General features: G+C 69.3%; 26 protein-coding genes. 10 read left to right on the top strand and 16 right to left on the bottom strand.

The window, feature by feature from the left end:
• Nucleotides 1-35: 35 nt before the first annotated feature.
• A complete protein-coding gene (locus tag LGM42_RS19005; RefSeq protein ID WP_060311335.1) occupies nucleotides 36-422 on the bottom strand; it encodes a GtrA family protein in 387 nt (128 codons plus the stop codon).
• 618 nt (nucleotides 423-1,040) lie between these two features.
• On the opposite strand from LGM42_RS19005, the gene LGM42_RS19010 reads away from it, so the two are divergent.
• Nucleotides 1,041-1,289, top strand: coding sequence for a hypothetical protein (locus LGM42_RS19010; protein ID WP_226232882.1), 249 nt, complete (start codon nucleotides 1,041-1,043; stop codon nucleotides 1,287-1,289).
• Nucleotides 1,290-1,509: 220 nt separating this feature from the next.
• Here LGM42_RS19010 and LGM42_RS19015 read toward each other — a convergent pair whose 3' ends face one another.
• Nucleotides 1,510-2,292, bottom strand: coding sequence for an ABC transporter substrate-binding protein (locus LGM42_RS19015; protein ID WP_226232883.1), 783 nt, complete (start codon nucleotides 2,290-2,292; stop codon nucleotides 1,510-1,512).
• 234 nt (nucleotides 2,293-2,526) lie between these two features.
• Here LGM42_RS19015 and LGM42_RS19020 point away from each other — a divergent pair, with 234 nt between their 5' ends.
• Together LGM42_RS19020 and LGM42_RS19025 are read left to right on the top strand one after the other, a co-directional pair.
• Entirely contained in the window at nucleotides 2,527-2,946 is a 420-nt protein-coding gene (locus tag LGM42_RS19020) for an MbcA/ParS/Xre antitoxin family protein (RefSeq protein ID WP_059583003.1), read from the top strand.
• Nucleotides 2,943-3,644: an RES family NAD+ phosphorylase gene (locus LGM42_RS19025; protein WP_060311330.1), complete on the top strand. Its 702-nt coding sequence runs from the start codon at nucleotides 2,943-2,945 to the stop codon at nucleotides 3,642-3,644. The genes LGM42_RS19020 and LGM42_RS19025 overlap by 4 nt, the downstream gene beginning before the upstream one ends.
• Before the next feature lie 55 nt (nucleotides 3,645-3,699).
• Here the strand turns inward: LGM42_RS19025 and LGM42_RS19030 are convergent, their stop codons facing one another.
• Nucleotides 3,700-4,431 carry a metallophosphoesterase gene (locus LGM42_RS19030; RefSeq protein WP_099317217.1) on the bottom strand — a complete coding sequence of 244 codons (732 nt, stop codon included), beginning with the start codon at nucleotides 4,429-4,431 and terminating at the stop codon, nucleotides 3,700-3,702.
• A 133-nt stretch (nucleotides 4,432-4,564) separates the two neighbouring features.
• Between LGM42_RS19030 and LGM42_RS19035 the strand changes: the two genes are divergently transcribed.
• Nucleotides 4,565-5,218 (top strand): DUF1345 domain-containing protein, encoded by a 654-nt coding sequence (locus LGM42_RS19035; RefSeq protein WP_060311326.1) that lies wholly within the window; start codon nucleotides 4,565-4,567, stop codon nucleotides 5,216-5,218.
• A gap of 6 nt (nucleotides 5,219-5,224) precedes the next feature.
• Here the strand turns inward: LGM42_RS19035 and LGM42_RS19040 are convergent, their stop codons facing one another.
• Complete coding sequence (locus tag LGM42_RS19040; protein ID WP_226232896.1) at nucleotides 5,225-5,893, bottom strand: glutathione S-transferase; 669 nt, start codon at nucleotides 5,891-5,893, stop codon at nucleotides 5,225-5,227.
• Between the two features lie 97 nt (nucleotides 5,894-5,990).
• Nucleotides 5,991-6,698, bottom strand: a complete 708-nt coding sequence (locus LGM42_RS19045) for a class I SAM-dependent methyltransferase (RefSeq protein ID WP_226232884.1) — start codon at nucleotides 6,696-6,698, stop codon at nucleotides 5,991-5,993.
• A 315-nt stretch (nucleotides 6,699-7,013) separates the two neighbouring features.
• Between LGM42_RS19045 and LGM42_RS19050 the strand changes: the two genes are divergently transcribed.
• Complete coding sequence (locus LGM42_RS19050) at nucleotides 7,014-8,666, top strand: DUF3459 domain-containing protein (protein WP_226232897.1); 1,653 nt, start codon at nucleotides 7,014-7,016, stop codon at nucleotides 8,664-8,666.
• Nucleotides 8,667-8,728: 62 nt separating this feature from the next.
• On the opposite strand, the gene LGM42_RS19055 is transcribed toward LGM42_RS19050, so the two are convergent.
• The 5 genes from LGM42_RS19055 to LGM42_RS19075 form a co-directional block, all read right to left on the bottom strand.
• Complete coding sequence (locus tag LGM42_RS19055) at nucleotides 8,729-9,313, bottom strand: thiamine phosphate synthase (RefSeq protein ID WP_060311322.1); 585 nt, start codon at nucleotides 9,311-9,313, stop codon at nucleotides 8,729-8,731.
• A 22-nt stretch (nucleotides 9,314-9,335) separates the two neighbouring features.
• Nucleotides 9,336-10,679: a hemolysin family protein gene (locus LGM42_RS19060; protein WP_060311320.1), complete on the bottom strand. Its 1,344-nt coding sequence runs from the start codon at nucleotides 10,677-10,679 to the stop codon at nucleotides 9,336-9,338.
• A 77-nt stretch (nucleotides 10,680-10,756) separates the two neighbouring features.
• Nucleotides 10,757-11,536 carry a sensor histidine kinase gene (locus tag LGM42_RS19065; protein ID WP_059582985.1) on the bottom strand — a complete coding sequence of 260 codons (780 nt, stop codon included), beginning with the start codon at nucleotides 11,534-11,536 and terminating at the stop codon, nucleotides 10,757-10,759.
• A 67-nt stretch (nucleotides 11,537-11,603) separates the two neighbouring features.
• Nucleotides 11,604-12,527 (bottom strand): DMT family transporter, encoded by a 924-nt coding sequence (locus LGM42_RS19070; RefSeq protein WP_226232885.1) that lies wholly within the window; start codon nucleotides 12,525-12,527, stop codon nucleotides 11,604-11,606.
• 40 nt (nucleotides 12,528-12,567) lie between these two features.
• On the bottom strand, nucleotides 12,568-13,425 hold the full coding sequence (locus LGM42_RS19075; RefSeq protein WP_226232886.1) for a LysR family transcriptional regulator: 858 nt from the start codon (nucleotides 13,423-13,425) through the stop codon (nucleotides 12,568-12,570).
• A gap of 113 nt (nucleotides 13,426-13,538) precedes the next feature.
• Here LGM42_RS19075 and LGM42_RS19080 point away from each other — a divergent pair, with 113 nt between their 5' ends.
• The 3 genes from LGM42_RS19080 (at nucleotide 13,539) to LGM42_RS19090 (ending at nucleotide 16,577) form a co-directional block, all read left to right on the top strand.
• Nucleotides 13,539-13,922 (top strand): tautomerase family protein, encoded by a 384-nt coding sequence (locus LGM42_RS19080; protein WP_413227422.1) that lies wholly within the window; start codon nucleotides 13,539-13,541, stop codon nucleotides 13,920-13,922.
• Between the two features lie 152 nt (nucleotides 13,923-14,074).
• Nucleotides 14,075-15,694: a CHAD domain-containing protein gene (locus LGM42_RS19085; protein WP_226232887.1), complete on the top strand. Its 1,620-nt coding sequence runs from the start codon at nucleotides 14,075-14,077 to the stop codon at nucleotides 15,692-15,694.
• 46 nt (nucleotides 15,695-15,740) lie between these two features.
• Entirely contained in the window at nucleotides 15,741-16,577 is an 837-nt protein-coding gene (locus LGM42_RS19090; protein ID WP_226232899.1) for a TOBE domain-containing protein, read from the top strand.
• A gap of 188 nt (nucleotides 16,578-16,765) precedes the next feature.
• On the opposite strand, the gene LGM42_RS19095 is transcribed toward LGM42_RS19090, so the two are convergent.
• The 4 genes from LGM42_RS19095 to LGM42_RS19110 all read right to left on the bottom strand — a co-directional run bounded on the left by LGM42_RS19095 (nucleotide 16,766) and on the right by LGM42_RS19110 (nucleotide 19,841).
• Nucleotides 16,766-17,467 carry a sulfate/molybdate ABC transporter ATP-binding protein gene (locus LGM42_RS19095; protein WP_226232888.1) on the bottom strand — a complete coding sequence of 234 codons (702 nt, stop codon included), beginning with the start codon at nucleotides 17,465-17,467 and terminating at the stop codon, nucleotides 16,766-16,768.
• 64 nt (nucleotides 17,468-17,531) lie between these two features.
• Entirely contained in the window at nucleotides 17,532-18,209 is a 678-nt protein-coding gene (gene modB / locus LGM42_RS19100) for a molybdate ABC transporter permease subunit (protein WP_059582975.1), read from the bottom strand.
• Between the two features lie 10 nt (nucleotides 18,210-18,219).
• A complete protein-coding gene (gene modA, locus LGM42_RS19105; RefSeq protein WP_060311310.1) occupies nucleotides 18,220-19,014 on the bottom strand; it encodes a molybdate ABC transporter substrate-binding protein in 795 nt (264 codons plus the stop codon).
• 128 nt (nucleotides 19,015-19,142) lie between these two features.
• Complete coding sequence (locus LGM42_RS19110) at nucleotides 19,143-19,841, bottom strand: phosphatase PAP2 family protein (RefSeq protein WP_060311308.1); 699 nt, start codon at nucleotides 19,839-19,841, stop codon at nucleotides 19,143-19,145.
• 259 nt (nucleotides 19,842-20,100) lie between these two features.
• Here LGM42_RS19110 and LGM42_RS19115 point away from each other — a divergent pair, with 259 nt between their 5' ends.
• Nucleotides 20,101-21,207: a PHB depolymerase family esterase gene (locus LGM42_RS19115; RefSeq protein WP_226232889.1), complete on the top strand. Its 1,107-nt coding sequence runs from the start codon at nucleotides 20,101-20,103 to the stop codon at nucleotides 21,205-21,207.
• Nucleotides 21,208-21,287: 80 nt separating this feature from the next.
• Nucleotides 21,288-21,464 carry a DUF3563 family protein gene (locus tag LGM42_RS19120; protein WP_069618521.1) on the top strand — a complete coding sequence of 59 codons (177 nt, stop codon included), beginning with the start codon at nucleotides 21,288-21,290 and terminating at the stop codon, nucleotides 21,462-21,464.
• A gap of 110 nt (nucleotides 21,465-21,574) precedes the next feature.
• On the opposite strand, the gene LGM42_RS19125 is transcribed toward LGM42_RS19120, so the two are convergent.
• Nucleotides 21,575-21,994, bottom strand: a complete 420-nt coding sequence (locus tag LGM42_RS19125) for an organic hydroperoxide resistance protein (protein WP_059582963.1) — start codon at nucleotides 21,992-21,994, stop codon at nucleotides 21,575-21,577.
• Between the two features lie 154 nt (nucleotides 21,995-22,148).
• Complete coding sequence (locus LGM42_RS19130; RefSeq protein WP_060311303.1) at nucleotides 22,149-22,601, bottom strand: MarR family winged helix-turn-helix transcriptional regulator; 453 nt, start codon at nucleotides 22,599-22,601, stop codon at nucleotides 22,149-22,151.
• Nucleotides 22,602-22,780 lie beyond the last annotated feature (179 nt).

Raw genomic sequence — 22,780 nt, forward strand, 5'->3', positions numbered from 1 at the left:
GGCAGGCCCGATGCCTGCGATGCGTGCGGACCGGCTCAACGATAGGTCCACAGCCGGTGCAGCGCGAACGTGACGGGCGGCACGCACAGCACGACCGCGACGATGCTCCATGCGCGGGCGAGGCCGAGCGCGCCGGTGCCGTGCGCCAGCAGCATCGTCACGGCGAGGCCGGCCGTCGCGACCACGAGAAAGCGCGCGAAGTTGCCCCACGTCACCGGCGACGCAAAACTCCACAGCGTGTTGGCGAGATACGAGAACGCGGTCGAGCAGACGAACGCGGTCGCGTTCGCGATGACGGGCGTCGCGTCGAACAGCGCGAACATCGCGGCCGCGATCAGCGCATGCAGCGCGGTCGAGCCCAGGCCCGACACGCCGAAGCGGATCAGTCGGGTGCGCTCGGCGGCGTGAAAGGTTCGGATCATCGTGGGCGCTCGTTTGCGTGAAGTCGCTTGAGGTCGCGTGAGCTCGCGTGAAGCGGTGTCGCAGTATAGCCATGCGATCGGCCGCTGCGTCCAGCGGCGACGTCCGGTGCGTCTAATTGCCGGCGTGGGCATGTAAAGCGCATGAAACATTTCGCGTCGGCCGCCCGGCGAATTTCCGCGTCGAACCGGTCCGATCGGCCAGCCTGCCGCCGGTAAAAATTCCGCGCCCCATTGTTCAGCCTTATTCCGCAAGGCCCCGCCGTTGCCGGGCCGGCGCATGCCCGCGCCCCGACGTTTCAGTTTCGTAACTTCCGGCAGGCCGCGCCCGTTGCGGCGGGCGGCCGGCCCGATCATCGCCTTGTCCGGCCGGGCTTGCGCAGCGCTGGCCCGGTCCTTGCGAAGAAGAGTGTGCGAGAGTCGACGACGCGAGGTCCGTCCGGTCAGGCAGCGAAAGCCTCCCGTACCGGCCAGGACGCAGTCCGCGGGGATGCGGCGGCCGAGCGCGGTGCAGCGCAGCAGCCGCGCCGCGGCGAGCACGGAACGTCGTCGCCCGATCGCCGGGGCATCGGCATCGTCCGGTTGCCGGAACAAACATCAGACAGCAAACGGGGTAGAAAAATGATCGATCATCACACGCCGCGGTCCGCAGGCCGCGATCGCAGTGATTCGGGACATCGCCGCTCGAACGTCGCGCTTGCGGCCGGCAGGCATGCCTCGACAGGCCATCTCTCCGCGCCCGGTGCGAGGCGGATCCGGCTGGTTGCCGGTCATCCGCGCCGGGTCGGCACTTTCCTGCACGCGAACCCGATCCGCATGGGCATGTGCGCACGGGCGCCGATGCCGCGACGCCCGGTCTTCGCCTATTGACCCGAGCGGCACGAGGTCCGTTCGCATGGCCATCTTTTCCGCGAACGATTGATCTGTCATCCGAACGATGGCCGACGCATCGTGCTGCGCGCGATGCAAGACGACAGGCATTCGATGCAACGGCGAACCACGCGCCGCCGTTGCCATCCGGTTGAAGGGGAGGGGCGGTCGGACGCGCGCGACGGAAAAGCGGTATCCGTACGCGCGCGACGCCGTTTTTTCAACCGCCGTAGATGTCGAAGTCGAAGTACTTCGACGCGAGCCGCTTGTAGGTGCCGTCCTTCACCATGTCGGCGATCGCGCGATCGATTTTCGCCTTCAGGTCGGTGTCCTCCTGGCGCAGCCCGATGCCGGCGCCGATGCCGAGCACCTTTTCGTCGACGAGCTCGAGCCCGACGAACGTGTAGTTCGCGCCGCGCGGCGACTTCAGGAACCCGATCGCGGCCTGCACTTCATCCTGGAGCGCCGCGTCGAGGCGGCCGGCGATCAGGTCGGCATACACGCCGTCCTGGTTCTGGTACGACACGACGTTCGCGCCGTGCTTGCCCCAGTACGCCTTCGCGTACGTCTCCTGCGTCGTGCCCTGCTCGACGCCGATCGACTTGCCCTTCAGCGATTCGGCGGTCGGCAGCAGCGACGAGCCTTTCTTCACGACGAGCCGCGTCGGCTGGTTGTAGATCTTCGTCGTGAAGCCGATCTGCTGCGCGCGCTGCGGCGTGATCGACATCGACGACAGCACCGCGTCGAACTTCTTCGCCTTCAGCGCCGGAATCATTCCGTCGAAATCGTTCTCGAGCCACACGCATTTCGCCTTCAGGCGCGCGCAGATCTCGTTGCCAAGGTCGATGTCGAAGCCGACGAGCTTGCCGTCGGGCGCCTTCGATTCGAACGGCGCGTAGCTGGCATCGGTGCCGAAGCGGATCGTGGTCCAGTCCTTCGCGACGGCGGGGCCTGCGGATACCGCGAGCAGGGCGATCGAAACAGCGGCAATCAGTCTCTTCATCGTGCGTTCCTTGGCGTCATGCATCCGTTTTCGTGCGACACGGTCTCCCCGGACACGACTCGCGCCGGGACGCGGTGTCCGCACGGCCATTAACGCAGAAAATAAAATAAGAGTCCAGAATGGACAAAAAATATCTATTCGCCGAATGCACAAGCACGATCGATGGGTGCGACCCTTGCAAAAATGCAGGAATGGACTAATCTTGTTAGTAAATTCGTTTCGAGACTAACGATCATGTCACAGCCTGCCTACGAATCGCATTCCGCCGTGCCGCGCGCTTCGGTCGCGCAGATGTCGGCGGCCGGCCTGCGTGCGTTTTTCAACATCGCGCGCGACTGGGAGCTGACGATCGACGAGCAGATCGTGCTGCTCGGCTCGCCCGGCCGCTCGACGTTCTTCAAGTGGAAGGCCGCGCCGGAATCGGCGCGCCTGCCGCGCGATACGCTCGAGCGGCTATCGCTCGTGCTCGGCATCTACAAGGGGTTGCAGATCCTGCTGCCGCAACCCGCCGCGGCCGATGCATGGATCAAGCGGCCCAACGATGCCGCGCCGTTCGGCGGCAAGCGCGCGCTCGACCGGATGCTGGCCGGCAACGTCGGCGATCTGGTGGCTGTCCGGCAATATCTCGATGCGATGCGGGGCGGCTGGGCGTGACGATACCGACCGAAGTGACCCGGTGGCCCACGACCACCGTCGACTGGGCGCCCGCCTATCGTGTGATTCCCACCCGTTTTCCGGCCATCAACCTGTTCGATCGCGTCGCGTCGGCGGACGATTTCGACGCGCTCTACGCGCTCGAATCGCTGACCAACGACCGCATCCGCAACGAAGTCGGCACGCTCGACCTCGTGCCGCCCGCCGAGCGCCGCTACGGGCAAGGCTGGGGGCCGATCATGGCCGCGTTCACGCACCTGAATCCACTGGGCAGCCGCTTTTCCGACGGCAGCTACGGCGTGTTCTACTGCACCCGCTCGCGCGACACGGCGATCGCCGAAACGCGCTATCACAGCGGGCTGTTCCTCGCCGCGACGAAGGAGCCGCCGATGCGCCAGCAGATGCGGCTCTATACCGTGTTCGCGCACGGCGACGTCGCCGACGTGCGCACGTGGCCGCAGCGCGATCCAGCGCTGCTGGATCCGGCCGACTACAGCGTCGGGCAGGCATTCGGCCGCGCGGTGCGCAATGCAGGCGGCGCGGGGATCCTCTATCCGTCGGTGCGCGACCCGCGCGGCGAGTGTCTCGCCGCGTTCCGCACGACGCTGCTGCGCGACTGCCAGCATGCGGCCTATCTCGAATACAACTGGAACGGCTCGGCCATCGATGCGGTGTTCGAACTGAATCAGGTCGGCTAGCGTTCGCCCGGCTTGGCCGAGCCTGGCGCGGTGTGCCGTTGCGCGGCCCGGCGCGTCAGGGCAGCGGCCAGTCGCCCGCGTGGCGTTCGCGCGCTTCGGCCTGCGTCATCGACCACGTGCGGCCGGTGCGCGGCTCGGCGAGCGTCAGCCGCCCGGCCGGCGCGAACGCACCCGTGTCGATGAACCATTGCGCGCCGATCCGCTGCGGCGCACGCACGGGCGTGTGCCCGGTGCACGTCAGCGACAGTCCGGCCTGCCACCCGGGATCCGCGAGCCCCTGCACGAGATCGCGGCCCCAGATCAGCCGCTCGCGCACGTCGTGCGCATAACTGCCCGTATCGAGATCCGCATCCGAGCCGAAGAATTCGGCATGCAGCACGTTGAAGCGCGCCGGGCCGTCGCCGATCACGCGCACGAGCGGCAGCGCGTCGACGCGCGCCGCATGCGCGCGCAGCCGCTCCGGCGGCAGCTCGGCCCCCCAGTCGCCGCCGATGCCGCGCCACGCGTCGAGTGGCAGCTTGCCGTGCGCGACGAGGCTCAGCACTGCCTCGTGATTGCCGCGCACGACGTGGCACCACGGCCGGTCGAGCAGGTCGAGCGCGGTTTCGGAGGCCGGGCCGCGGTCGACGAGATCGCCGACCGAGAATAGCCGGTCGCGGGCCGGATCGAAGCGGACGTCGTGCAGCAGCGCGCGCAGCACGTCGACGCAGCCGTGCAGGTCGCCGACGACGAAGTCGCGGCCGGCCGTGTTCGCGGGATGGCGGCAGAGCAGGGCGGTGGCGGTCATCCCCTTATCTTAGGCGCTCGCGCCAATCGCCACGCCACGATGGAATGAGGATAATCGGGGCGCGTTACGTGTCGGCGCCGGGGCTCTCCCGCGCACCGGCCGAATCCTTTCCATCCGCTTTCGGAATCACACGATGACGTTTTATCCGCAGGTATTACGCAACCGGCCGCGCATGGTCGCGGCATTCGTCGCCGGCGTGCTGTGCGCGGTGGTGCTGCCGTTTCCGCTGCGTCCGACCGCGCGCGCGCTGATCGGCTGGGATTGCGCGGTCTGGCTGTATCTGGTGCTGATGTGGGTGCGCATGGTCACCGCGCATCATCACAAGGTGCGCGAAGTCGCGATCCGCGAGGACGAAAACGCGACGACCGTGCTGACCGTCGTGTGCCTCGCCACCGTCGCGAGCGTGGCGGCGATCGCGATCGAACTCGCGACGGCCAAGAGCGTCGGCTTCAGGGCGGGGCTCAGCCACTACGCGATCACGGGCGCGACGCTGTTCGGCGCTTGGTTCCTGATCCCGACGATTTTCACGCTGCACTACGCGCGCCTCTATTACGGCTCGCCGAGCGGCGATCGCGCGCTCCGTTTCCCGGACCAGCACCCCGAGCCCGATTATTGGGATTTCCTGTATTTCGCGTTTACGCTCGCGGTCGCGTCGCAGACTGCCGACGTGTCCCTCGCGAACCGTTCCGCGCGCCGATCGGTGCTCGCGCAGTCGATCCTGTCGTTCTACTTCAACATGGCCGTGCTCGGCTTGTCGATCAATGTCGCGGCGGGGCTGCTGAGTTGACGCCGGTTACTTGAGCAGGTCGTACCGGCCGCCGCGTTCCAGCGCACGCCGGTACGCGGGCCGTGCATGGATCGCGTCGAGAAAGCGCGCGATCGCGGGATACCGGCTACCGCCGCCGCGTGCGGTCGCGGCTTCGAGCGGAAAGCTCATCTGGATGTCGGCCGCGCTGAAGCGGTTGCCGACGAACCAGCCGGTGCGCGCCAGCGCGCCGTCGACGTGGCCGAGATGCAGGTCGATCTGCGGATCGACGAAACCCGACTGCAGCGTCGCGGCGATCTTGCGCGCGATCGGCCGCGCGAAGAACGGCATCGGCGCATGCGCGATCCGCAGCGCGACGAGCTTGAGCAGCAGCGGCGGCATCGCCGACCCTTCCGCGTAGTGCAGCCAGTATGTGTAGTCGTGCCGCTCCGGCGAGCCGGGCGGCGGCGCGAGGCGCTCGTCGCCGTAGCGTTCGACCAGGTATTCGATGATCGCGCCCGATTCGGCGAAGGTGCGACCGTCGTCGGTCACGACGGGCGACTTGCCGAGCGGATGGATCGCGCGCAATTCGGCCGGCGCGAGCATCGTCTTCGGATCGCGTTCGTAGCGCACGATCTCGTACGGCACATCCAGTTCTTCGAGCAGCCAGAGCACGCGCTGCGAACGCGAGTTGTTCAGGTGATGGACGGTAAGCATGTCGAGGCCGGAAGGGGGCGGGAACGACATCATACCGAGCGCCGGCGGCGCGTTCGCGAATGGCGTGATGCGTGCCGTCGCACGTCGCGTCGAACCGTCACGCGCGCCGCACCGCGATCCACGCGCCCCAGAACAGGCTCGCGAAAAAACGCAGCGGCGCATCGAAGCCCGCGTCGCGCAGCAGCGCGAACACGGCTTCCTCGGACGCGGGCGGATCGGCGCCCTGCAGGATCTTCGCGAGTTGCGCGCGCACGGCGTCGGGCGTGGCGCCCTTCATGCGCCAGCGTTGCTGCCACGCATCGAGCAGGCGCGGGTGATCCGCGTAGCGGCGATGGTTGCCGGCGAGCACGAGCGGCGCGCCGGGCTTCAGGCGTCGCGCGATCGCGCGCAGCATCGCGGCTTTCGCGTCGTCGCCCGGTACGTGATGCAGCACGCCGATCAGCGTCGCGCCGTCGAACGCGGGTGCGTCGGGCAACGCGTCGATGGCATCCTCGACGAACGTCGTCCGCGCGCCGAAACCCGCGGCTTCGACGTTCGAGCGCGCGAGCGCGAGCATCGGCGCGGACGGGTCGACGGCCGTGAATTGCCAGCCCGGTTCCAGCGCGGCCGCGACGCAGATTTCCTGGCCCGTGCCGCCCGCGCCCGCGACGAGCATCCGTGCATCGGCCGCACCGATCGCCGACGCGAGCATGCAGGCGGCGAGTTCGTGGCAGGCATCGTAGCCGGCGAGCGCGATGCGCGATTGCTCGGCATATTCGTGTGCGCGTGACGGATCGAATTTCGCGGCGCTGGCGGGAAGCGACATGGCGGAGTCCTCGGGTCGGGGCGGACGACGTGTCCGCGAACGTGACGCAAAGCGTAGGTGCGCGAGGCCGGCGCAACAAGGCGAGCGGTCATTCCGGTATGCCGACTACCCGACTCGCTGGCGCGTGCCGGCCGGCGGTTACTATGGCTGATTTGCCGGGGTCGATTCGCATTTAAAAATGTCTGACCACGCTGCATCGCGGCGGCGAATCCGGCGCATACTCGTTTCTCCCCCCGCCTGGCCTTCGCATGCCGGGCCCCGATGCGCTGCGCCATTGGCGCGGCCATGCCGCTCGGTACGCACGAGGAGCGCATGATGTCCGATTGTCCGCACGATCCGTACGCGCAGCACTACATCCACTGCTTGCCGTTTGGCGCGCAGCCCTGCGGCGCGCTCTGCACGACGCCGCGCACGCATTTCCGCGTGTGGGCGCCCGGCAGCACGCACGTCGAGCTCGAACTCGATACCGGCTACGGCCCGACGCTCATCCCGATGACGAGTGCCGGCCCGAACTGGTTCGAAGTCTTCGTCGATTGCGGCGCGGGTGCGCGATACCGCTATCGTCTCGACGATACCGTGTCGATTCCCGATCCCGCGTCGCGCTCGCAGCCCGACGGGCTCAACGGCCCGAGCGAGGTCGTCGATCCGCGCGCGTTCACGTGGCGCAATACGTTCTGGCACGGGCGCGCGTGGGAGGACATCGCGCTCTATGCGATCCGCCCGCACGCGGTGGGCGGCTTCGACGGCGTGCGCCGCCGCCTGCCGCGGCTCGCGCGCCTCGGCGTGACCGCGCTGGAGCTGCTCGCGTCGCCGCACGACAGCCTGCCGTTCGCGCCGCTCGCGGCCGAAGGCGGGCCGGCCGCGCTGAAGGCGCTGATCGACGACGCGCACGGCTACGGTCTCGCGGTGCTGCTCGAGCTGGACTACGCGCGCTTCGGCAGCGGCACCGATGCGCTGCGCCACTACGCGGGGCCGTTCTTCCATACGCGCGACGATCCGTTGCAGGCCGCGCCGCTCGCGCTCGATCATCCGGAAGTGTGCGATTTCTTTTGCGACAACGCGCTGTACTGGATCGACGAATACCGCTGCGACGGGCTGCGCCTGCGCGAAGCCGACCGGATCGGCGTGTCGTGGCTGCGCGAGATCGCGGATCGCGTGCGCGCCGCCGTGCCGGCCGACCGGCTGATCCACCTCGTGCTCGGCAGCGAGCGGCATCCGGCGCATCTCGCCGATACCCATTTCGATGCGCAGTGGAACGGCTGCGGCGAACGCGCGCTGCACCGGCTCACGGGGCGCGACACGTCGGCGCATGAAGGCATTTCCACGCATCAGTCGATTCACACGCTCGCCCGCGCGCTGACCGCGGCCGGCGCGGCGTACCAGCCGGCCGCATCTGCGGACGGAATGGCCCCCGATGCCGGCCTGTCGCTGACGTCGCTCGTGCTGTCCGATGGCGCCTGGCGCGACACCGGCCCGGGCGACGGCGGGCAGGCGGCCGGCCTGGCCGCGCTCGCGCTGTCGCTGCTCACGCCGCAGATCCCGCTGATCTTCGACGAGACCGCGCGCGACATCGATCGTGCGCATTTCGTGCAGTCGGCGCTCGCGGTGCGCGCGAAGCTGATCGCGCCCAGGCTGTCCGATTGCCGGCCGCAGGAAGCCCATGCGCTGAAGGCGAACGGCGACGGCGATGCCGACGCGCTGTGCGCATCGTGGCGGCTTGCCGACGACGAGACGTTGACGATCGCGTTGAACCTGTCGCCCGATGCGGTGCCGTTCGACGCGCCGGGCGGGCGGGTGGTGTTCGAGACGCCGGCGCGCGCGCGCGACCGGGTCGATGAAGGGGCGTTGCCGCCGTATTCGCTGGTCGCGTGGCTGACCGGCGACGTCAATCGCTATGCGCTGACGCACGACGTGCGTCGCATCGACGGCGGTTCATGGCGCGCGATGCGTCCGCACCTGAACGCATGAGCGCATGAACGCGTGAAGCGCCGGAGCCGGGCGCAGTCGTGCCCGGCCGCAAGGCCCCCCAATTACCAGAACCCGCGAATGCCCGCGATCCCGTACGCGCCGTGACGGCGCGCGTCGTCGAGGTGTGCGTGCGTCAGGCCGCCGAGCGCGAACACGGGCATCGCGGCCTGTGCGGCCAGCATGCCGAATCGCGCCCAGCCGAGCGTCGGCGCGCCGGGATGACTCAACGTGGGCAGCACCGGCGACAGCGTGACGAAATCCGCGCCGGCGCGCGCGGCCAGCAGCAGATCTTCCGGTGAGTGGCACGCGGCGGACACCCATCGTCCGGCCGGCAGCGGCCGTTGCGCGACAGCGCGCAACGCGGCGCCGTCGAGATGCCAGCCGGCGCCGTCGAGCCGCATCACGCCGGCGGCATCGATCGGGCCGTTCAGCATCAGGTGCGCGCCGGCCGCGTCGCAGCGCGCGAGCGCCGCGGCGGCCAGCGACGCGAACGCGGCCGCGTCGAGCGATTTCACGCGCAGTTGCACGAGCGTTTCTCCGCGCGCGAGCACGGCCGACAGCCGGTCGAGGAACGCGGCCCGATCGGCCGCCGACGCGGACGGCGGTTCCGGCGTGATCACGCAGCAGCGCGGCAGCGGCGCGTTCATCGCGCGATGCGACGCGCGGCCGTCATTCGTCGGCCTCCTTCGCGATCTTCGGATAGACGCGCACGAGCACGATGCGCGGCCCGTTCATCTTCTTCACGACGATGTCGAAGCGGTCGAACGACACGCGCTGCCCTTCGGTCGGCAGGTCGCTGAGCGCCTGGATCACGAGGCCGCCGACCGACTCCGCGCGGCCTTCGTCGATGTCGATGCCGAGCGCCTGCTCGAGCGACACGACGGGCAGGCTGCCCTTGCCCATCAGCGTGCCGTCGTCGAGGCGGCTCCAGTCGGCGTCGCCCTGGCGGAATTCGTCGTGGATCTGGCCGACCAGCGCGCCGAGCAGGTTGTCGAGCGTCAGGAAGCCGATCGGCTTCTCGCCCTTGTTGCCGACCAGCGCGAAGTGCGGGGCACCCTTGCGGAAGCGGCGGAACAGCTCCAGCGCTGGCGTATCGGGCTTCACGTACTGGACCGGGCGCACGTAGTCGGAGAGATCCTCGAGCGCGGCGCCCGCGTGACGCGCGAGCAGCAGGTCCTTCAGGTGAATCAGCCCGCTCACCTGTTCGCGCGACGCATCCTCGAACAGCGGATAACGGCTGAAGCGGTGCCGCGCGACGATCTCCATGTTGTCGGGCAGCGGCAGGTCGCGCCGCAGGCCGATCATTTCATGGGCCGGCCGCATCAGGTCCGACACGGTCATCGACGAAAAATCGAGCGAATGCGCGAGCGTGTTCCACTCGTCGTTGCTGTACGTGCCGCGCGCCGGCTGCGCCGCATTGCCGGCCGCGCTGCGGCGGCTGCGCAGGATCAGCTTCAGCTCGTCGGTCGAATAGTGCGCGTCGCCGCCGTGGTCGGCCGACAGCCCCGCGAGCCGCAGCACCGCGTTGGCGCTGGTGTTGAGCACCCAGATCGCCGGATACATCGCCCAGTAGAACGCATAGAGCGGCAGCGCGACCCACAGGCCGACCTTCTCCGACTGGCGGATCGCCATCGATTTCGGCGCCAGTTCGCCGACGACGATGTGCAAAAACGAGATCAGCGAGAACGCGAACACGAGCGAGATCAGGTGCACGACGCGTTCGGACTCGACGCCGATCAGGTCGAGCAGCGGGCCGATCAGTTGCGCGAACGCAGGTTCGCCGACCCAGCCGAGGCCGAGCGACGCGAGCGTGATGCCGAGCTGGCACGCGGAAAGATATGCGTCGAGCCGGCCGTGCACGAGGCCGAGGATGCGCCCGCGCAGGCCGTGCTTGCGGGCGAGGGTCTTGACGCGCGTTGCGCGGAGTTTGACGAGGCCGAATTCGGCCGCAACGAAGAACCCGTTCAGGGCCACCAGGAACAACGCGCCGATGAGCGCGAAGATCTGTAACAAAGAATCGCTCCGGTTATGACAGGCCCGTCAGTATAGGGCGCGGAAAGGAAGTTGTAATGTATCGGGCGGCCGATCGCTTACACCGGCGCCTCGCACGGAATCGAGAACGTGATGGTGGCGGGCGCGCCGTCGGCGAACGCGTCGTGCGCGAACGTGCCGCCGTGCGCGAGTGCGACGCGCTGGCACAGCGCCAGCGTCCACGCGCTGCGTTTCGCGTCGCGCTCGCGCAGCATTTCGCGCCGCGCGAACGATTCGAATACGTGCGGCCGCGCGGGATCGACGAGCACGTCGGCGTTCACGGTGCACGTGGCGCGCGCGGTGAACTGCGCGCCGTCGCGCGTGCAGGCGAACGCGACGCGGCTGCCCGCGGCGCTGGCCTCGACGGCTGTCGTCAGCAGGGTCCAGAGCGCCTGCGCGACGCGTTCGCGATCGACGGCGAGCGACGGCTCGCCGTCCGGCAGCGTCGCGTCGAGCGCGACCTCGCGTGCGTCGGCGAGCGCGAAGCGCACGAGCGCCAGCGTGTCGTCGAGCAGCGCGCGCAGCGCGAACCGCTGCGGCGCGAGCGCGAGCGTGCGCGTTTGCGCGCGCGGCGCGTCGAGCACGTCGTCGATCAGCGCGACCTGCTGGTCGATGCCGGTGCGGATGCCCGCGAGCGCGCGCTGCAGGTTCGGATCGGCGTTGGCGAGCTGGCGTTCGAGCACGTAGGCCCAGCTGTGCATCGCATTCAGCGGGCTGCGGAGGTCGTGCGACGCGGTGGAGAGCGCCTGGTCGCGCAGGAACAGCGCCGCCTGGGCGGCGTAGTGCGCTGCGCGTTCGCGCAGCAGGTCGGCGGCGGGATCGACGGAATGGGGCGTCACGGAGCTGGCCTGTCGGAAACGGTTGGCGTAAGGGTCACGCGAATCGTCATTATAGGGACGGTGGCGATCACGCCGGCAGCGCGTCCTCGTCCTTTTTCGGCGCGTCGCCGTTCGGCAGCAACTGGCACGCGAGCAGGCCGGCCAGCATCAGCGCGCAGCCGACGAGCGCGCGCAACGTCAGCGTTTCGCCGAGCGCGGCCCAGCCGGCGATCGCCGCGAACACGCCTTCCATGCTGAAGATCACGGCCGCGTGCGCGGGCGCCGCGTCGCGTTGCGCGACGACCTGGAGCGTATAGCCGACCCCGACCGACAGCAGCCCGCCGTACAGCAGCGTCGGCAGCGCGCCGCGCAGCATCGCGACGCTGACCGGCTCGACCGCCAGGCCGACGGCGAGGCACGCCACGCCGCACACGGCGAACTGCAGGAACGCGAGCACGAGCGGATCGTGGCGTTTCGCGAGATGGCCGACCGCCATCACGTGCGCGGCGATGATGACGGCGCCCGCGAGCTGGAACCAGTCGCCGTAGAGCACCGAGAAGTGCTCGTCGATGCTCAGGAAATACAGGCCGATCGCGGCCAGCAACGCGCCGAACCAGGTGCCCGCGCCGATCCGGTGCCGCGCGAACACGCCCATCAGCGGCACGATCACGACGTACAGCGAGCTGATGAAGCCGGCGTTGGCGATCCGCGTGTATTGCAGGCCGACCTGCTGCAGCGAGATCGACACGGCGAGCAGCCCGCCGAGCGCGAGGCCCGGCAGCAGCCGCGCCGGGCCGCGGCGGATCGCCGCGAGCTGCGCGCGCGACGCCGGATTCAGCATCAGCAGCGGCGCCAGCACGAGCGCGCCCAGCAGGAAGCGCAGCCCGGTGAACAGGAACGGCCCGATCACGTCGAGGCTCAGGCGTTGCGCGACGAACGCGGAGCCCCAGATCGCGGCGGCGCCGAGCATCAGCAGGTTGGCGCGGAGGTGCTTGCGGGCGTCGGGCTTCATCGGCATTCGTCTGGAGATTACGGGCGGCGGGGCCGCTAGTTTACGCCGAGATTGCAAGACTGTCGGCAAACCTGCGCAGCGCGGCGGCGGCGCGGGCGTCGCGGACGCGCGAATACAGCACGACCTGCGATTGCGGCAGCGCCGGCAGCCCGAATTTCGCGCCGACGTCGACCAGCGTGCGCGGGGCGACGCGCCGCGCGAGCGGGCAGACGGCCAGCCCCGCCGCGGCGGCGGCCGAGACCGCCGCGACTCCGCCGCCCGTGAAGCGCTCGCGCCACGGCAGCCCAGCGCGGTCGAGCGCGCGCAGCGCGGCGGCCCGCACGCCGCAGGGGCCGGCCAGCACCGCGAGCGGCAGCGGCTCGCCCGCGCGCGGCGCCCAGTCGGGCGCGGCGAGCCACGCCAGCGGCTCGGTGAACAGCGGCGTGCCGTCGTCGCGCGGCGGATCCTCGCCGGGCTCGTGCCGGGCGATCACCGCGTCGAACCGCCGTTCGTCGTATTGCGGGAGCAGGCTCGTCGACGCCCCGAGATGCATTTCCAGCGACAGCCCCGGATCCTGCCGGTGCAGGCTCGTGAGCACGGCCGGCAGGTCGGGCACCGCGACGTGCTCGCTGACGCCGAGCGACAGGCGCACCGTGCCGGTCGAGATCGCGCCGAGCGCATGCTCGTGCGCGTCGAGCAGCGCACGGGCGGGCGGCAGGAAATGCTCGCCGTCGGCGGTCAGTTTGACGATGCGCGGCGTGCGCGCGAGCAGCGGCTTGCCGAGGTGGGCTTCCAATCGTTTCAGCTTCAGGCTGACGGCCGATTGCGTGGTGCCGAGCGCATCGGCGGCGCGCGTGAAGCTGGCGAGGTCGGCGACCAGCACGAACGCGCGAACAGCATCGAGATCGAGTACTTTCATTTCAAATGAAAATGAATGAAATATTCATCAATGACTGTTCATTATAGATTGACGAGCCTAACCTGACGCTGTGTTTTCGTTCTTCAACGTTACTCACCAACAGGAGCAGGACCATGCCATTCACTCGTATCGCCGTACGCGAAGGTAAACCGGCCGCCTACCGCAGGGCCCTCGTCGACGGCGTGCAGCGCGCGCTGATGCAGACGTTCAACGTGCCCGAGGACGACATCTTCATGGTCGTGACCGAGCATGCGGCCGAGAACTTCGTGTTCGGCCGCCATTACCTCGATATCGAACGCAGCGACGATCTCGTGATGATCCAGATCACCGCGAACAACACGCGCACGCTCGAGCAGAAGCGGGCGCTGTACCGGACGATCGCCGAGAACCTCGCGCAACAGCCGGGCGTGCGGCAGGAAGACGTCTTCATCAGTCTTGTCGAGGTACTCAAGGAGAACTGGTCGTTCGGCAACGGCATCGCGCAATATGCCGTCTGACGTACCGGCTTGACCTGCCGGTTTGACGTGCCACACGGAGACAGGGCCGGATCGTCGCCTGCGCCCTTTTGGGGCGTGTACTATGGAAGCTGCTTCACGAGCGACGCCGGCGCGGTCAATGCGCCGGCGATCCTTGATGTGCGGGAGCCTCCATGTCGCGTGCGCTGGAAATCGTGTTGTCGTTGTCGCTGGAAGGATGGCCGGGAAAGGGCGCGGGCCGCACCCGTGGCGCGCAGCGCGACTTCGGCGCCGAACTCGTGCGTGCGTGGCGGATCTGCCCGCAGGTCCGGATGCGGCGTGGCCACGAGCGCGTGACGATCGAGCCGTGCCAGATCGAAGAGGCCGAGCGCAGCCCGGGCGCGAGCTGGTGGACCTGGGTCGAATCGAACGCGCATGGCACGCGGGTCGTCGCGTCGCGCACCGAGGCGTTCGCACCCGGCGTCACGCAGCGCGAGCTGTTCGACGCGGAGCACGCGGGCATCGTCGTCGCGGCGCCGCTGCCGATACCCGCGACGCGTGCCGCAGCCGATGCCGACGCGCCGGCTGCCGACGTGAACGGCGTTGCACCGGACACCGACGAAGCGCGATCCCAGGCATCGGCGCCGCGCATCGTCAGCGAACGGCGGCGCGGGCGCTGGGCCGACGACAGCGGCGTCGTGGTCGAAATGACGCTCGACGACATCACGCTGCACGGCGGCGGCGAGCCGCCGCGCCGCTACGTCGAGCTGCGCCTGGCCGCGCCCGACTGGGACACCGTTGCCGCGCGCACGGCCGCGCTGCACGCGCTGTTCGCCGCGGCGCGCGAACTGAGCGGCGCGTGGCCCGCGTTCGTGCAACTGACGAGCGTGATCGACCGCGCCTGTGCGGGCGGCCCGGTGGCCGCCATGCTGGTCAAGGCGCGGCCCGTCGACCTGACCGGCATCCGCACGCAGCGCGCCGCGCTGTTCGCGCTGTCCGGCGACATCACCGCGCAGTGGCTCGGCAACGAGCGTGGCGTGCTCGATCGCGACGATCCCGAATTCGTCCACCAGATGCGCGTCGCGCTGCGCCGCCTGCGCACGCTGATGCGCTTCTTCCCGCGCTTCACCGATCGTCGATGGAAGGACACGCTCGGCGTCGACCTGCGCTGGCTCGCCGCGCTGCTCGGCACGGTGCGCGACTGGGACGTGTTCGCGACCGAGAGCCTGCCTGCGCTGATCGCGGCCGACGGCGGCGGCGGCGACTGGGACGGCACGCTCGACGCCGCCCGCGCGCAGTCGATGGCCGCGCGCGTCGAGCTGCGGCAGGCGCTGCATTCGGCTCGCTATGCGCGGCTGACGCTCGGCTGGCTCGAATGGCTGAGCGCGCTCGCGCTGCCGGCCGCCGACGGCGACGACGCGCCGTCGCTGCGGCGTCATGCGACCAAGCGCGTGCGGCGGCTGTTCGGTCATCTCTACGGCTCGCCGTCGCTCACGTCGCTCGACACGGCGGCACGCCATCAGGTGCGGATCGATGCGAAGCGGCTGCGTTACGCGCTCGAGTTCTTCGCGTCGCTGGCGTCGCGCCGCACGCGCAACGAGACGGTCAAGACGCTGGCGCGCGTGCAGGGCGTCCTTGGCGAGGCGAACGACGCGGTGGTCGCGCTTCACCATCTCGAGCAACTGGGGGCGCCGCCGTATCAGCTCGGTTTCGTGCGCGGCTACGGCGCCGCGCTCGAACAGCGCGCGGCGCGCGACGCCGAAGCGCTGCTGGCCAGCCTGCGGCCGCCGAAGCTCGACGGCAAGCCGGGCTGAGCGCCGCCTCTATAATGGCCGCCCGTTTTCCATACGCATGCCGATGATGACTGACGCCCCGCCTTCTTCCTCGTCCGCCGGACCGCTCGAACTGGGCGGCGAGCTGTGGTTGCGCGCCGGCGAACAGACGCTCGGCGGCGCGACGCGCATCGCGCTGCTCGCGGCGATCGGCGACACCGGTTCGATCACGCGCGCGGCCAAGGCCGTCGGCCTCAGCTACAAGGCCGCGTGGGACGCGGTCGACACGATGAACAATCTCGCCGGCGAGCCGCTCGTCGCGCGTGCGACGGGCGGCAAGGGCGGCGGCGGCACGACGCTGACGCCGCGCGCGACGTCGCTGATCGCCGCGTTCCGCACGATCGAGCGCGAGCATCGCCGCTTCATCGAGGCCGCGAGCGCGGCCGTTGCCGGCTTCGACGTCGACTGGGCGCTGATCGGCCGGATCGGGATGAAGACGAGCGCGCGCAACCAGTGGTTCGGCAAGGTCGCGTCGATCGTGCGCGGCACCGTCAACGACGAGGTGACGCTTGCGCTGCCTGGCGGGCAAGCCGTCGTCGCCGTGCTGACGCACGAAAGCGCCGACGCGCTCGGGCTGCGGGAAGGCGAGCACGCGTGCGCGCTGGTGAAGGCGTCGTGGGTCGTGCTCGCGGTCGACGATGGCGGGCCCGACCTGAAAGTTTCCGCGCGCAACCGGCTGCACGGCAGCGTGGAAGCCGTCGCGGCGGGCGCGGTGAACAGCGAGGTGACGCTGGCGCTCGACGGCGGCGGAACGCTGACGGCCGTCGTGACCAACGACAGCGTCGATGCGTTGCAGCTCGACGCGGGCCGGCGGGCCATCGCGCTGTTCAAGGCGTCGAGCGTGATTCTGGCGGTGACGGGCTGACCCGGCGGGCAGCGCGAGCGCGGCACTCGCTTGCCGGTGCCCGTCGTGCGAGGAACGGGGCGAAGCCGCTACCGCCCGCGTGCGCATCGCACCGGCTTCGTTTTCCGCTATCGGCATGTGTCGCGACGCGGCTTCTCCCGGGCTCCAACGTGGCGGCAAACGCCACGATCACGACCACGGCCGCGTGCTCACGAGACGCGCGTCGGCCACTCCGCGTGCGGCGAGTTCGCCTGTACGCGTCCTTCGCTCAACTGCACGACCTGGTCGCCGAACGCGGCGACGTCGTCGGGGTCGTGCGAGATCAGCACCATCGGGATGTCGAGCCGCGCCTGCAGTTCGGCGAGCTCGTGACGCATGCGCTGGCGCATCGCGCCGTCGAGCGCCGCGAACGGTTCGTCGAGCAGCAGGATGCGCGGCTGCGCGACCAGCGCGCGCGCGAGCGCGACGCGCTGCTTCTGCCCGCCCGATAGCTGCGACGGATACTGCCCCGCGAGCGATTCGAGGTCGAACGCGCGCAGCCAGTACGCGACCTCCGGCGGCGCCGTCCTCGCGCGCGGGTTGCGCAGCCCGGACGTGAGCCCGAACGCGATGTTCTGCCGCACGTTCAGATGCGGAAACAGCGCGTAGTCCTGGAACAGGTACGCGACACGGCGTTCGCGGGTCGGCACGTCGATGCGGCGCGCGGCGTCGAACAGCGGCTCGCCGTTCAGCGTGATCGTGCCTGCGTCGGGCGTCAGCAGCCCGGCGATCGCCTGCAGCGTCATGCTCTTGCCCGCGCCGGACGGCCCGAACAGCACGACGCGCTGCATCGCCGCCGTGAACGACACATCGAGCGCGAAGCGGCGCTCGGCGTTCGCGTAGGTCTTGCGGATGTCGACGACGAGGCTCATGCGGGCCTCCGCCGAAGCGGGCCGGCTGCCGGGCGGCACCGGCGATGCGGACAGGGCACGCGCTTCATGTCGGTTGGCTCCGCCGTGCGCCCGACGGTACGAGCCAGCCGGTCGCGAGCAGCACCAGCACGCAGGTGATCGACGTCACCAGCACGAGGAAATTGGCCGTGTTGTCGTCGCCGGCCTGCACGGCCGCGTAGATGGCGACCGACAGCGTCTGCGTGCGGCCGGGCAGGTTGCCGGCGATCATCAGCGTCGCGCCGAATTCGCCGAGCGCGCGCGCGAACGCGAGCAACGCCCCCGCCAGGATCCCGCGCGCGGCGAGCGGCAGCGTCACGCGGAAGAACACCGCGGCTTCGCCGAGCCCGAGCGTGCGCGCGGCGCGCTCGAGATGCGGATCGACGCCCTCGAACGCCGCGCGCGCCGATTTCAGGATCAGCGGAAACGCGACGACCATCGACGCGATCACCGCGCCTTGCCACGTAAACACCAGCTCGATGCCGAGCGTGTCGAGCCACGCGCCGAATACGCCGCGCCGGCCGAGCAGCACGAGCAGGTAATAGCCGAGCACCGTCGGCGGCAGCACGAGCGGCAGCGTCAGCACGGAATCGACGACGTCGCGCAGCGGCGAGCGCCAGCGCGCGAGCACGAACGCGGCCGCGACGCCGAGCACGACGTCGAGCGCGGTCGCCCAGCCGGCAACCTTCAGCGACAGCAGCAGCGGGACCCAGGCGTCTTGCATCGCGAGTTGCTCACTGGGCGGGCTTGAAGCCGAACGTCGACAGCACGGCCTGGCCCTGCGGCGACGCGACGAAATCGATGAACGACTGCGCCTGTGCGGCGTGGCGGCTGTCCTTGACCACCGCGATCGGGTAGGTGATGGCCGTCCGGGTCGGCACCGTCAGCGCGACTTTCACGCGGCCCGGCATGATCGCGGCGTCGGTACCGAACACGAAGCCCGCGTCGACCTCGCCGCGCGCGACGTAGTCGAGGCTCTGGCGCACGTTGGCGGCCAGCACGCCTTTCGCGCTGACCGCCTCCCACACACCGGCCGCGCGCAGCGCGCCCTCGGTGTAGCGGCCGACCGGCACCGACGCCGGGTCGCCGTATGCGATGCGTTTCACGCCGGGCGCGGCCAGGTCGTTCAGCGACGTCGGCGCGGCCGCGTGGCTGTCGGCCGGCACGATCAGCACCAGCGAGTTCGCCGCGAAATCGCGGCGTGTGCCGGGCGCGATCACCTTTTCGTTCACCGCGCGATCCATCGCCTTCTGGTCGGCCGATGCGAACACGTCGGCCGGCGCGCCCTTGGCGATCTGCTGCATCAGCACGTCCGATGCGCCGAAGTTGAGCAGCACCCTGGTGCCAGGATGCTGCTTCTCGTACGCGTCGCCGACGGCCTTGAACGCGTTCGTCAGGCTGGCGGCGGCCGACACGACCAGTTCGTCGGCGGCCGAAGCGGGCGCGCTGAACGCGAACCCGGCGGCAAGCGCGGCGAGCGGCAGCAGGCGAAGCAGGGTGCGGCGAAGCGGACGGACGGTTGAGCGCATGGCGGATTCGTTTTGAACGGGAGGAAACCGTAATCGTAATATAGGGCGGGTTATAACGCTCGGCATACTGCTCATGCGGCGGTGTGCATGAAATGGTCGGACGTGAAAAGGAGCGGCCCGGCAGCCGGTCACGCGTGAAGCGTATGCGGCGCCGATTCGGTGCGCTGCAGCGACGACGGCTGCGACGCGGGATGGTAGTTCGGGTTGGCCTTCCAGCGCGCGCGGACGAACGGGCGCTCGTGCCCCGACAGTTCCAGCGCGACCTTGGTGACCCAGCGGTGTGACGGCACCGCGATGCCGTGCAGCGCCACGGTGACGAGCGCGAGGCTCGCGACGACCGCGGGCACCGACCACCGGTGCGGCACCGCGCGCCACGAGCCGGCGATGAACGTGAGCGCGGCGAGCGCGCCGACGATGCAGCCGGTGATCGATTCGGACGGCGAATGCGCGTCGAGCGCGACGCGCGACACGCCGACCGCGATCCCGGCCGCCAGTCCGAGCGCGATGCCGGCGATCCGCAGCGGCGTGCGCGTGCGGATCAGCGCGAGGAAAATCGCAACCGGATACACCGACGTCGACAGCATCGCATGGCCGCTGAACCCGGTGAAATCCCATGCGCGGATGCCGATGCCCCAGCCGAGGAACGCGATCTTCGTGAGCGCCACCACGCCGATCGCGGCCGCGAGCACGCCGAGCCATGCGGCCGCGCGTTGCCACGAATAGCCGAGCGCGAGCCACACGGCAATCGTGATCGCGAGCGGCAAGGTCAGGCCGGCGCCGCCGAACGCGGTGATCATGATCCACAGGTGAGAGGGCAGGTCGAACATCGGGAAGGGGACGGACGAAGGCGGGGAGAATGCTTAAATCAACGCGCGAGCCGGGCAGAACGACTACAACGGATACAAGCGGCGAAACCCCAGTATAGCGCCGCGTCCGCATGAGGCCCGTTTTTTGCGCCGCCGGGAACTATCGGCGCGCAGGAAAAATCCCAGAAACAATGCTATGGTGCATTGCACAAAGCTGAACGCTGCACCCATGGCGGCGCTTTCATGGCGCCCCTATTTTTCCTGACTGCGAGCCCGATCGATGACCAAAAGTCTGACCAAGGTGTGGCTGGGCGGTATGAAACGCATGCTGTCTCCGGCCGCCAAGCGCGGCGCGCGCGATGCGCAACGCATCGCACGCGACGCACTCGAGGCCGCCTCTCCTGCCGTGTCCGATCTGTCCCCGCCACGCGAATCGCGCGTACGGCCGCGCGCGGCCGCGTGGGCGGCGGGCGAGTGGACACGCGGCGAACATCCGATGACGCCCGCGCTCGGGCGGCTGGTCCAGAACCTCGCATACGGGCTCTACGTACCGCCCGGCCGGCGGCGCGGCGCGATGCCGCTCGTCGTGATGCTGCACGGATGTCAGCAGTCGGCGGACGAATTCGCGCAGGGCACGCGGATGAACCTGCTGGCCGACAAGCACGGCTTCGCGGTGCTGTATCCGGAACAGTCGCTGCGCGCGCACGCGCACGGGTGCTGGCACTGGTATGAAGACACCGACCGCGCAGGGCGCGGCGAGGCGGACACGGTGGCGTCGCTGGTCGACGCGCTGGTCGACGAGCACGGTTTCGACGCGTCGCGCGTCTACGTCGCCGGGCTGTCGGCCGGCGCGGGGCTCGCGTCGCTTCTTGCACTGCACCATCCGGAGCGCTTCGCGGCGATCGCGTTGCACTCGGGCCCCGCGCTCGGCGAGGCGAACTCCGGCATTACCGCGATGGACGTGATGCGGCGCGGCCTGCGCCAGAACCCGGCTGCGGCGGTCGATGCGCTGATCGACGCCGGCGCGTATCCCGGCATGCCCGTGCTGATCATCCAGGGCGACGGCGATCATGTCGTCGCGCCGAAGAATGCCGATCAACTGACCGTGCAGTTCATGCGCCTGAACGGGCTTGCCGACAGCCGCGGTGCGTTGCGCGGCGGCGAGCGCGTCGAGACGCGCGAAACGGGCGCGCAGATCACCGATGTGTGTCGCGACGGCGAGCCGGTCGTGCGGCTGTGTCACGTGAAAGGGCTCGCTCACGCGTGGGCCGGCGGTGACGAAGCCGTGCCGTTTCACGCGGCGGTCGGCCCGGACGCAAGCGCGATGATCTGGACCTTTTTCGAAACCTATCGTCGCACTGTGGCGACGGAACGACGCACCGTCTGATCGATGCTGGTCAAAGCCTAGGGTTTTCCCTATAATTCGGGAAAACCCTAGTCCAGAACCTTTGAACAGCGAGATCGACCATGTACCTGCTGAGCCACCTCTTCCTGATGCTGACCAAGAACGCCGAAAAGGCCGCGAAAGAGCGCGCCGACGCGTACCTGGCCGAAGCCACCGACATCTACGATCTCGAATTCCGCATGCGCAAGATCGATCGCGACGCGGCAATGAACCGCCCGTATTCGATCGGCGCGCGCTAAGCAGCGCACGCGGGCCTTGCCGGCCCGCCAGTTCGACGAATCGCGCAAAAGGGCGCGTGCGGCACGATGCCGCACGCGCCCTTTTTGCATCCTGCCGGAACGCGCGGCCGTCAGACGAGCGTCAGCCGCACCGGCACGTTGTTGCGCGTGGCGTTCGAATACGGGCACACGTGGTGCGCCTTATCGACCAGCGCCTGCGCGTCGGCCTTGTCGAGCCCCGGCAGCGACACGCGCAGCTCGATGTCGAGCCCGAAGCCGCCTGCGTCGTTCGGGCCGATGCCCACTTCCGCCGTGACTTGCGTATCGGCCGGCAGCGTCTGCTTGTTCTGGCCCGCGACGAATTTCATCGCGCTCAGGAAACAGGCCGAGTAACCTGCGGCAAACAGCTGCTCCGGATTCGTGCCTTCCGCACCCGTGCCGCCGAGTTCGCGCGGCGCGGCCAGTTTCACTTCCAGCTTGTGGTCGGCGGAAACCGCACGGCCGTCGCGGCCGCCCGTGCTCGTGGCGCTGGTCTTGTACAGAATGTTCATCGTGCTGCTCCTGTCGGAAAGAGAGGGAGAAAGCGGTCCGGTCGGAAGGGGTGTCGCCGGCCACGAAGCAAATATAGAGTACAAATCATTAGTGTGCAAATTAAATTTTGAAGAAAAAGCCCGGCACGCCGGGCGGTCGATCCGAGGTCGAGCGTCAGCGTTCGTTGGCCGCCGACAACGCGTCGCGCAGCTGCTGCAGATCGGCGCGCAGCCTGATCAGGAATTCGGGCGTTTGCTGCATCGCGCAAAACAGGTCGGCGGGCACCGAGCGCGCGCGGTCCTTCAGCGCACGGCCTTCCGGCGTCACGCGCACGTTGACGACGCGTTCGTCGGTCGCGCTTCGCACGCGCTCGACGTAGCCGAGCGCCTCCAGCCGCTTGAGCAGCGGCGTGACCGTGGCCGGATCGAGGTCGAGCCGCGCGGCGATGTCCTTCACGGCCATGTCGTCGCGCTCCCACAGCACGAGCATCGCGAGATATTGCGGATAGGTCAGCGACAGCTTGTCGAGCAGCGGCTTGTACGCCTTCGTCATCGCGTGCGAAGTCGAATAAAGCGCGAAGCAGAGTTGCTCGTCGAGCGTCTGGGGTAGCGCGGGCAGGCGATCCATGATTCGGGAAGCGCATCGGATGCGCGAACGATTTGCACACGAATTATTTTGCGCGCAAAAGGTTCGGCTGAACAGGGGGCCGGAGAGCAGTCGATATGGAAAAAGGGGAGACTAGAAGCGCGCCGGCGACGACCGGGGGCCGAACAGCGGAGCGGCCGGCGACATGCACCGGCCGGAAG

Origin of the sequence: Burkholderia sp. AU39826 (genome assembly GCF_020419965.1) — a bacterium.
GTDB lineage: Bacteria > Pseudomonadota > Gammaproteobacteria > Burkholderiales > Burkholderiaceae > Burkholderia > Burkholderia semiarida.

Bases quoted from the DNA above. Each gene is read 5' to 3' on its own strand.
- LGM42_RS19080 (WP_413227422.1), top strand. From the start codon at position 13,539: ATGCCATTCACTCGTATCGCCGTACGCGAAGGTAAACCGGCCGCCTAC.
- LGM42_RS19120 (WP_069618521.1), top strand. From the start codon at position 21,288: ATGTACCTGCTGAGCCACCTCTTCCTGATGCTGACCAAGAACGCCGAA.
- LGM42_RS19130 (WP_060311303.1), bottom strand. From the start codon at position 22,601: ATGGATCGCCTGCCCGCGCTACCCCAGACGCTCGACGAGCAACTCTGC.
- LGM42_RS19070 (WP_226232885.1), bottom strand. From the start codon at position 12,527: ATGAAGCCCGACGCCCGCAAGCACCTCCGCGCCAACCTGCTGATGCTC.
- LGM42_RS19115 (WP_226232889.1), top strand. From the start codon at position 20,101: ATGACCAAAAGTCTGACCAAGGTGTGGCTGGGCGGTATGAAACGCATG.
- LGM42_RS19030 (WP_099317217.1), bottom strand. From the start codon at position 4,431: ATGACCGCCACCGCCCTGCTCTGCCGCCATCCCGCGAACACGGCCGGC.
- LGM42_RS19040 (WP_226232896.1), bottom strand. From the start codon at position 5,893: ATGCTTACCGTCCATCACCTGAACAACTCGCGTTCGCAGCGCGTGCTC.
- LGM42_RS19020 (WP_059583003.1), top strand. From the start codon at position 2,527: ATGTCACAGCCTGCCTACGAATCGCATTCCGCCGTGCCGCGCGCTTCG.
- LGM42_RS19110 (WP_060311308.1), bottom strand. From the start codon at position 19,841: ATGTTCGACCTGCCCTCTCACCTGTGGATCATGATCACCGCGTTCGGC.
- LGM42_RS19050 (WP_226232897.1), top strand. From the start codon at position 7,014: ATGTCCGATTGTCCGCACGATCCGTACGCGCAGCACTACATCCACTGC.
- modB (WP_059582975.1), bottom strand. From the start codon at position 18,209: ATGCAAGACGCCTGGGTCCCGCTGCTGCTGTCGCTGAAGGTTGCCGGC.
- LGM42_RS19055 (WP_060311322.1), bottom strand. From the start codon at position 9,313: ATGAACGCGCCGCTGCCGCGCTGCTGCGTGATCACGCCGGAACCGCCG.
- LGM42_RS19085 (WP_226232887.1), top strand. From the start codon at position 14,075: ATGTCGCGTGCGCTGGAAATCGTGTTGTCGTTGTCGCTGGAAGGATGG.
- LGM42_RS19045 (WP_226232884.1), bottom strand. From the start codon at position 6,698: ATGTCGCTTCCCGCCAGCGCCGCGAAATTCGATCCGTCACGCGCACAC.
- LGM42_RS19090 (WP_226232899.1), top strand. From the start codon at position 15,741: ATGACTGACGCCCCGCCTTCTTCCTCGTCCGCCGGACCGCTCGAACTG.
- modA (WP_060311310.1), bottom strand. From the start codon at position 19,014: ATGCGCTCAACCGTCCGTCCGCTTCGCCGCACCCTGCTTCGCCTGCTG.
- LGM42_RS19015 (WP_226232883.1), bottom strand. From the start codon at position 2,292: ATGAAGAGACTGATTGCCGCTGTTTCGATCGCCCTGCTCGCGGTATCC.
- LGM42_RS19095 (WP_226232888.1), bottom strand. From the start codon at position 17,467: ATGAGCCTCGTCGTCGACATCCGCAAGACCTACGCGAACGCCGAGCGC.
- LGM42_RS19035 (WP_060311326.1), top strand. From the start codon at position 4,565: ATGACGTTTTATCCGCAGGTATTACGCAACCGGCCGCGCATGGTCGCG.
- LGM42_RS19010 (WP_226232882.1), top strand. From the start codon at position 1,041: ATGATCGATCATCACACGCCGCGGTCCGCAGGCCGCGATCGCAGTGAT.
- LGM42_RS19005 (WP_060311335.1), bottom strand. From the start codon at position 422: ATGATCCGAACCTTTCACGCCGCCGAGCGCACCCGACTGATCCGCTTC.
- LGM42_RS19075 (WP_226232886.1), bottom strand. From the start codon at position 13,425: ATGAAAGTACTCGATCTCGATGCTGTTCGCGCGTTCGTGCTGGTCGCC.
- LGM42_RS19125 (WP_059582963.1), bottom strand. From the start codon at position 21,994: ATGAACATTCTGTACAAGACCAGCGCCACGAGCACGGGCGGCCGCGAC.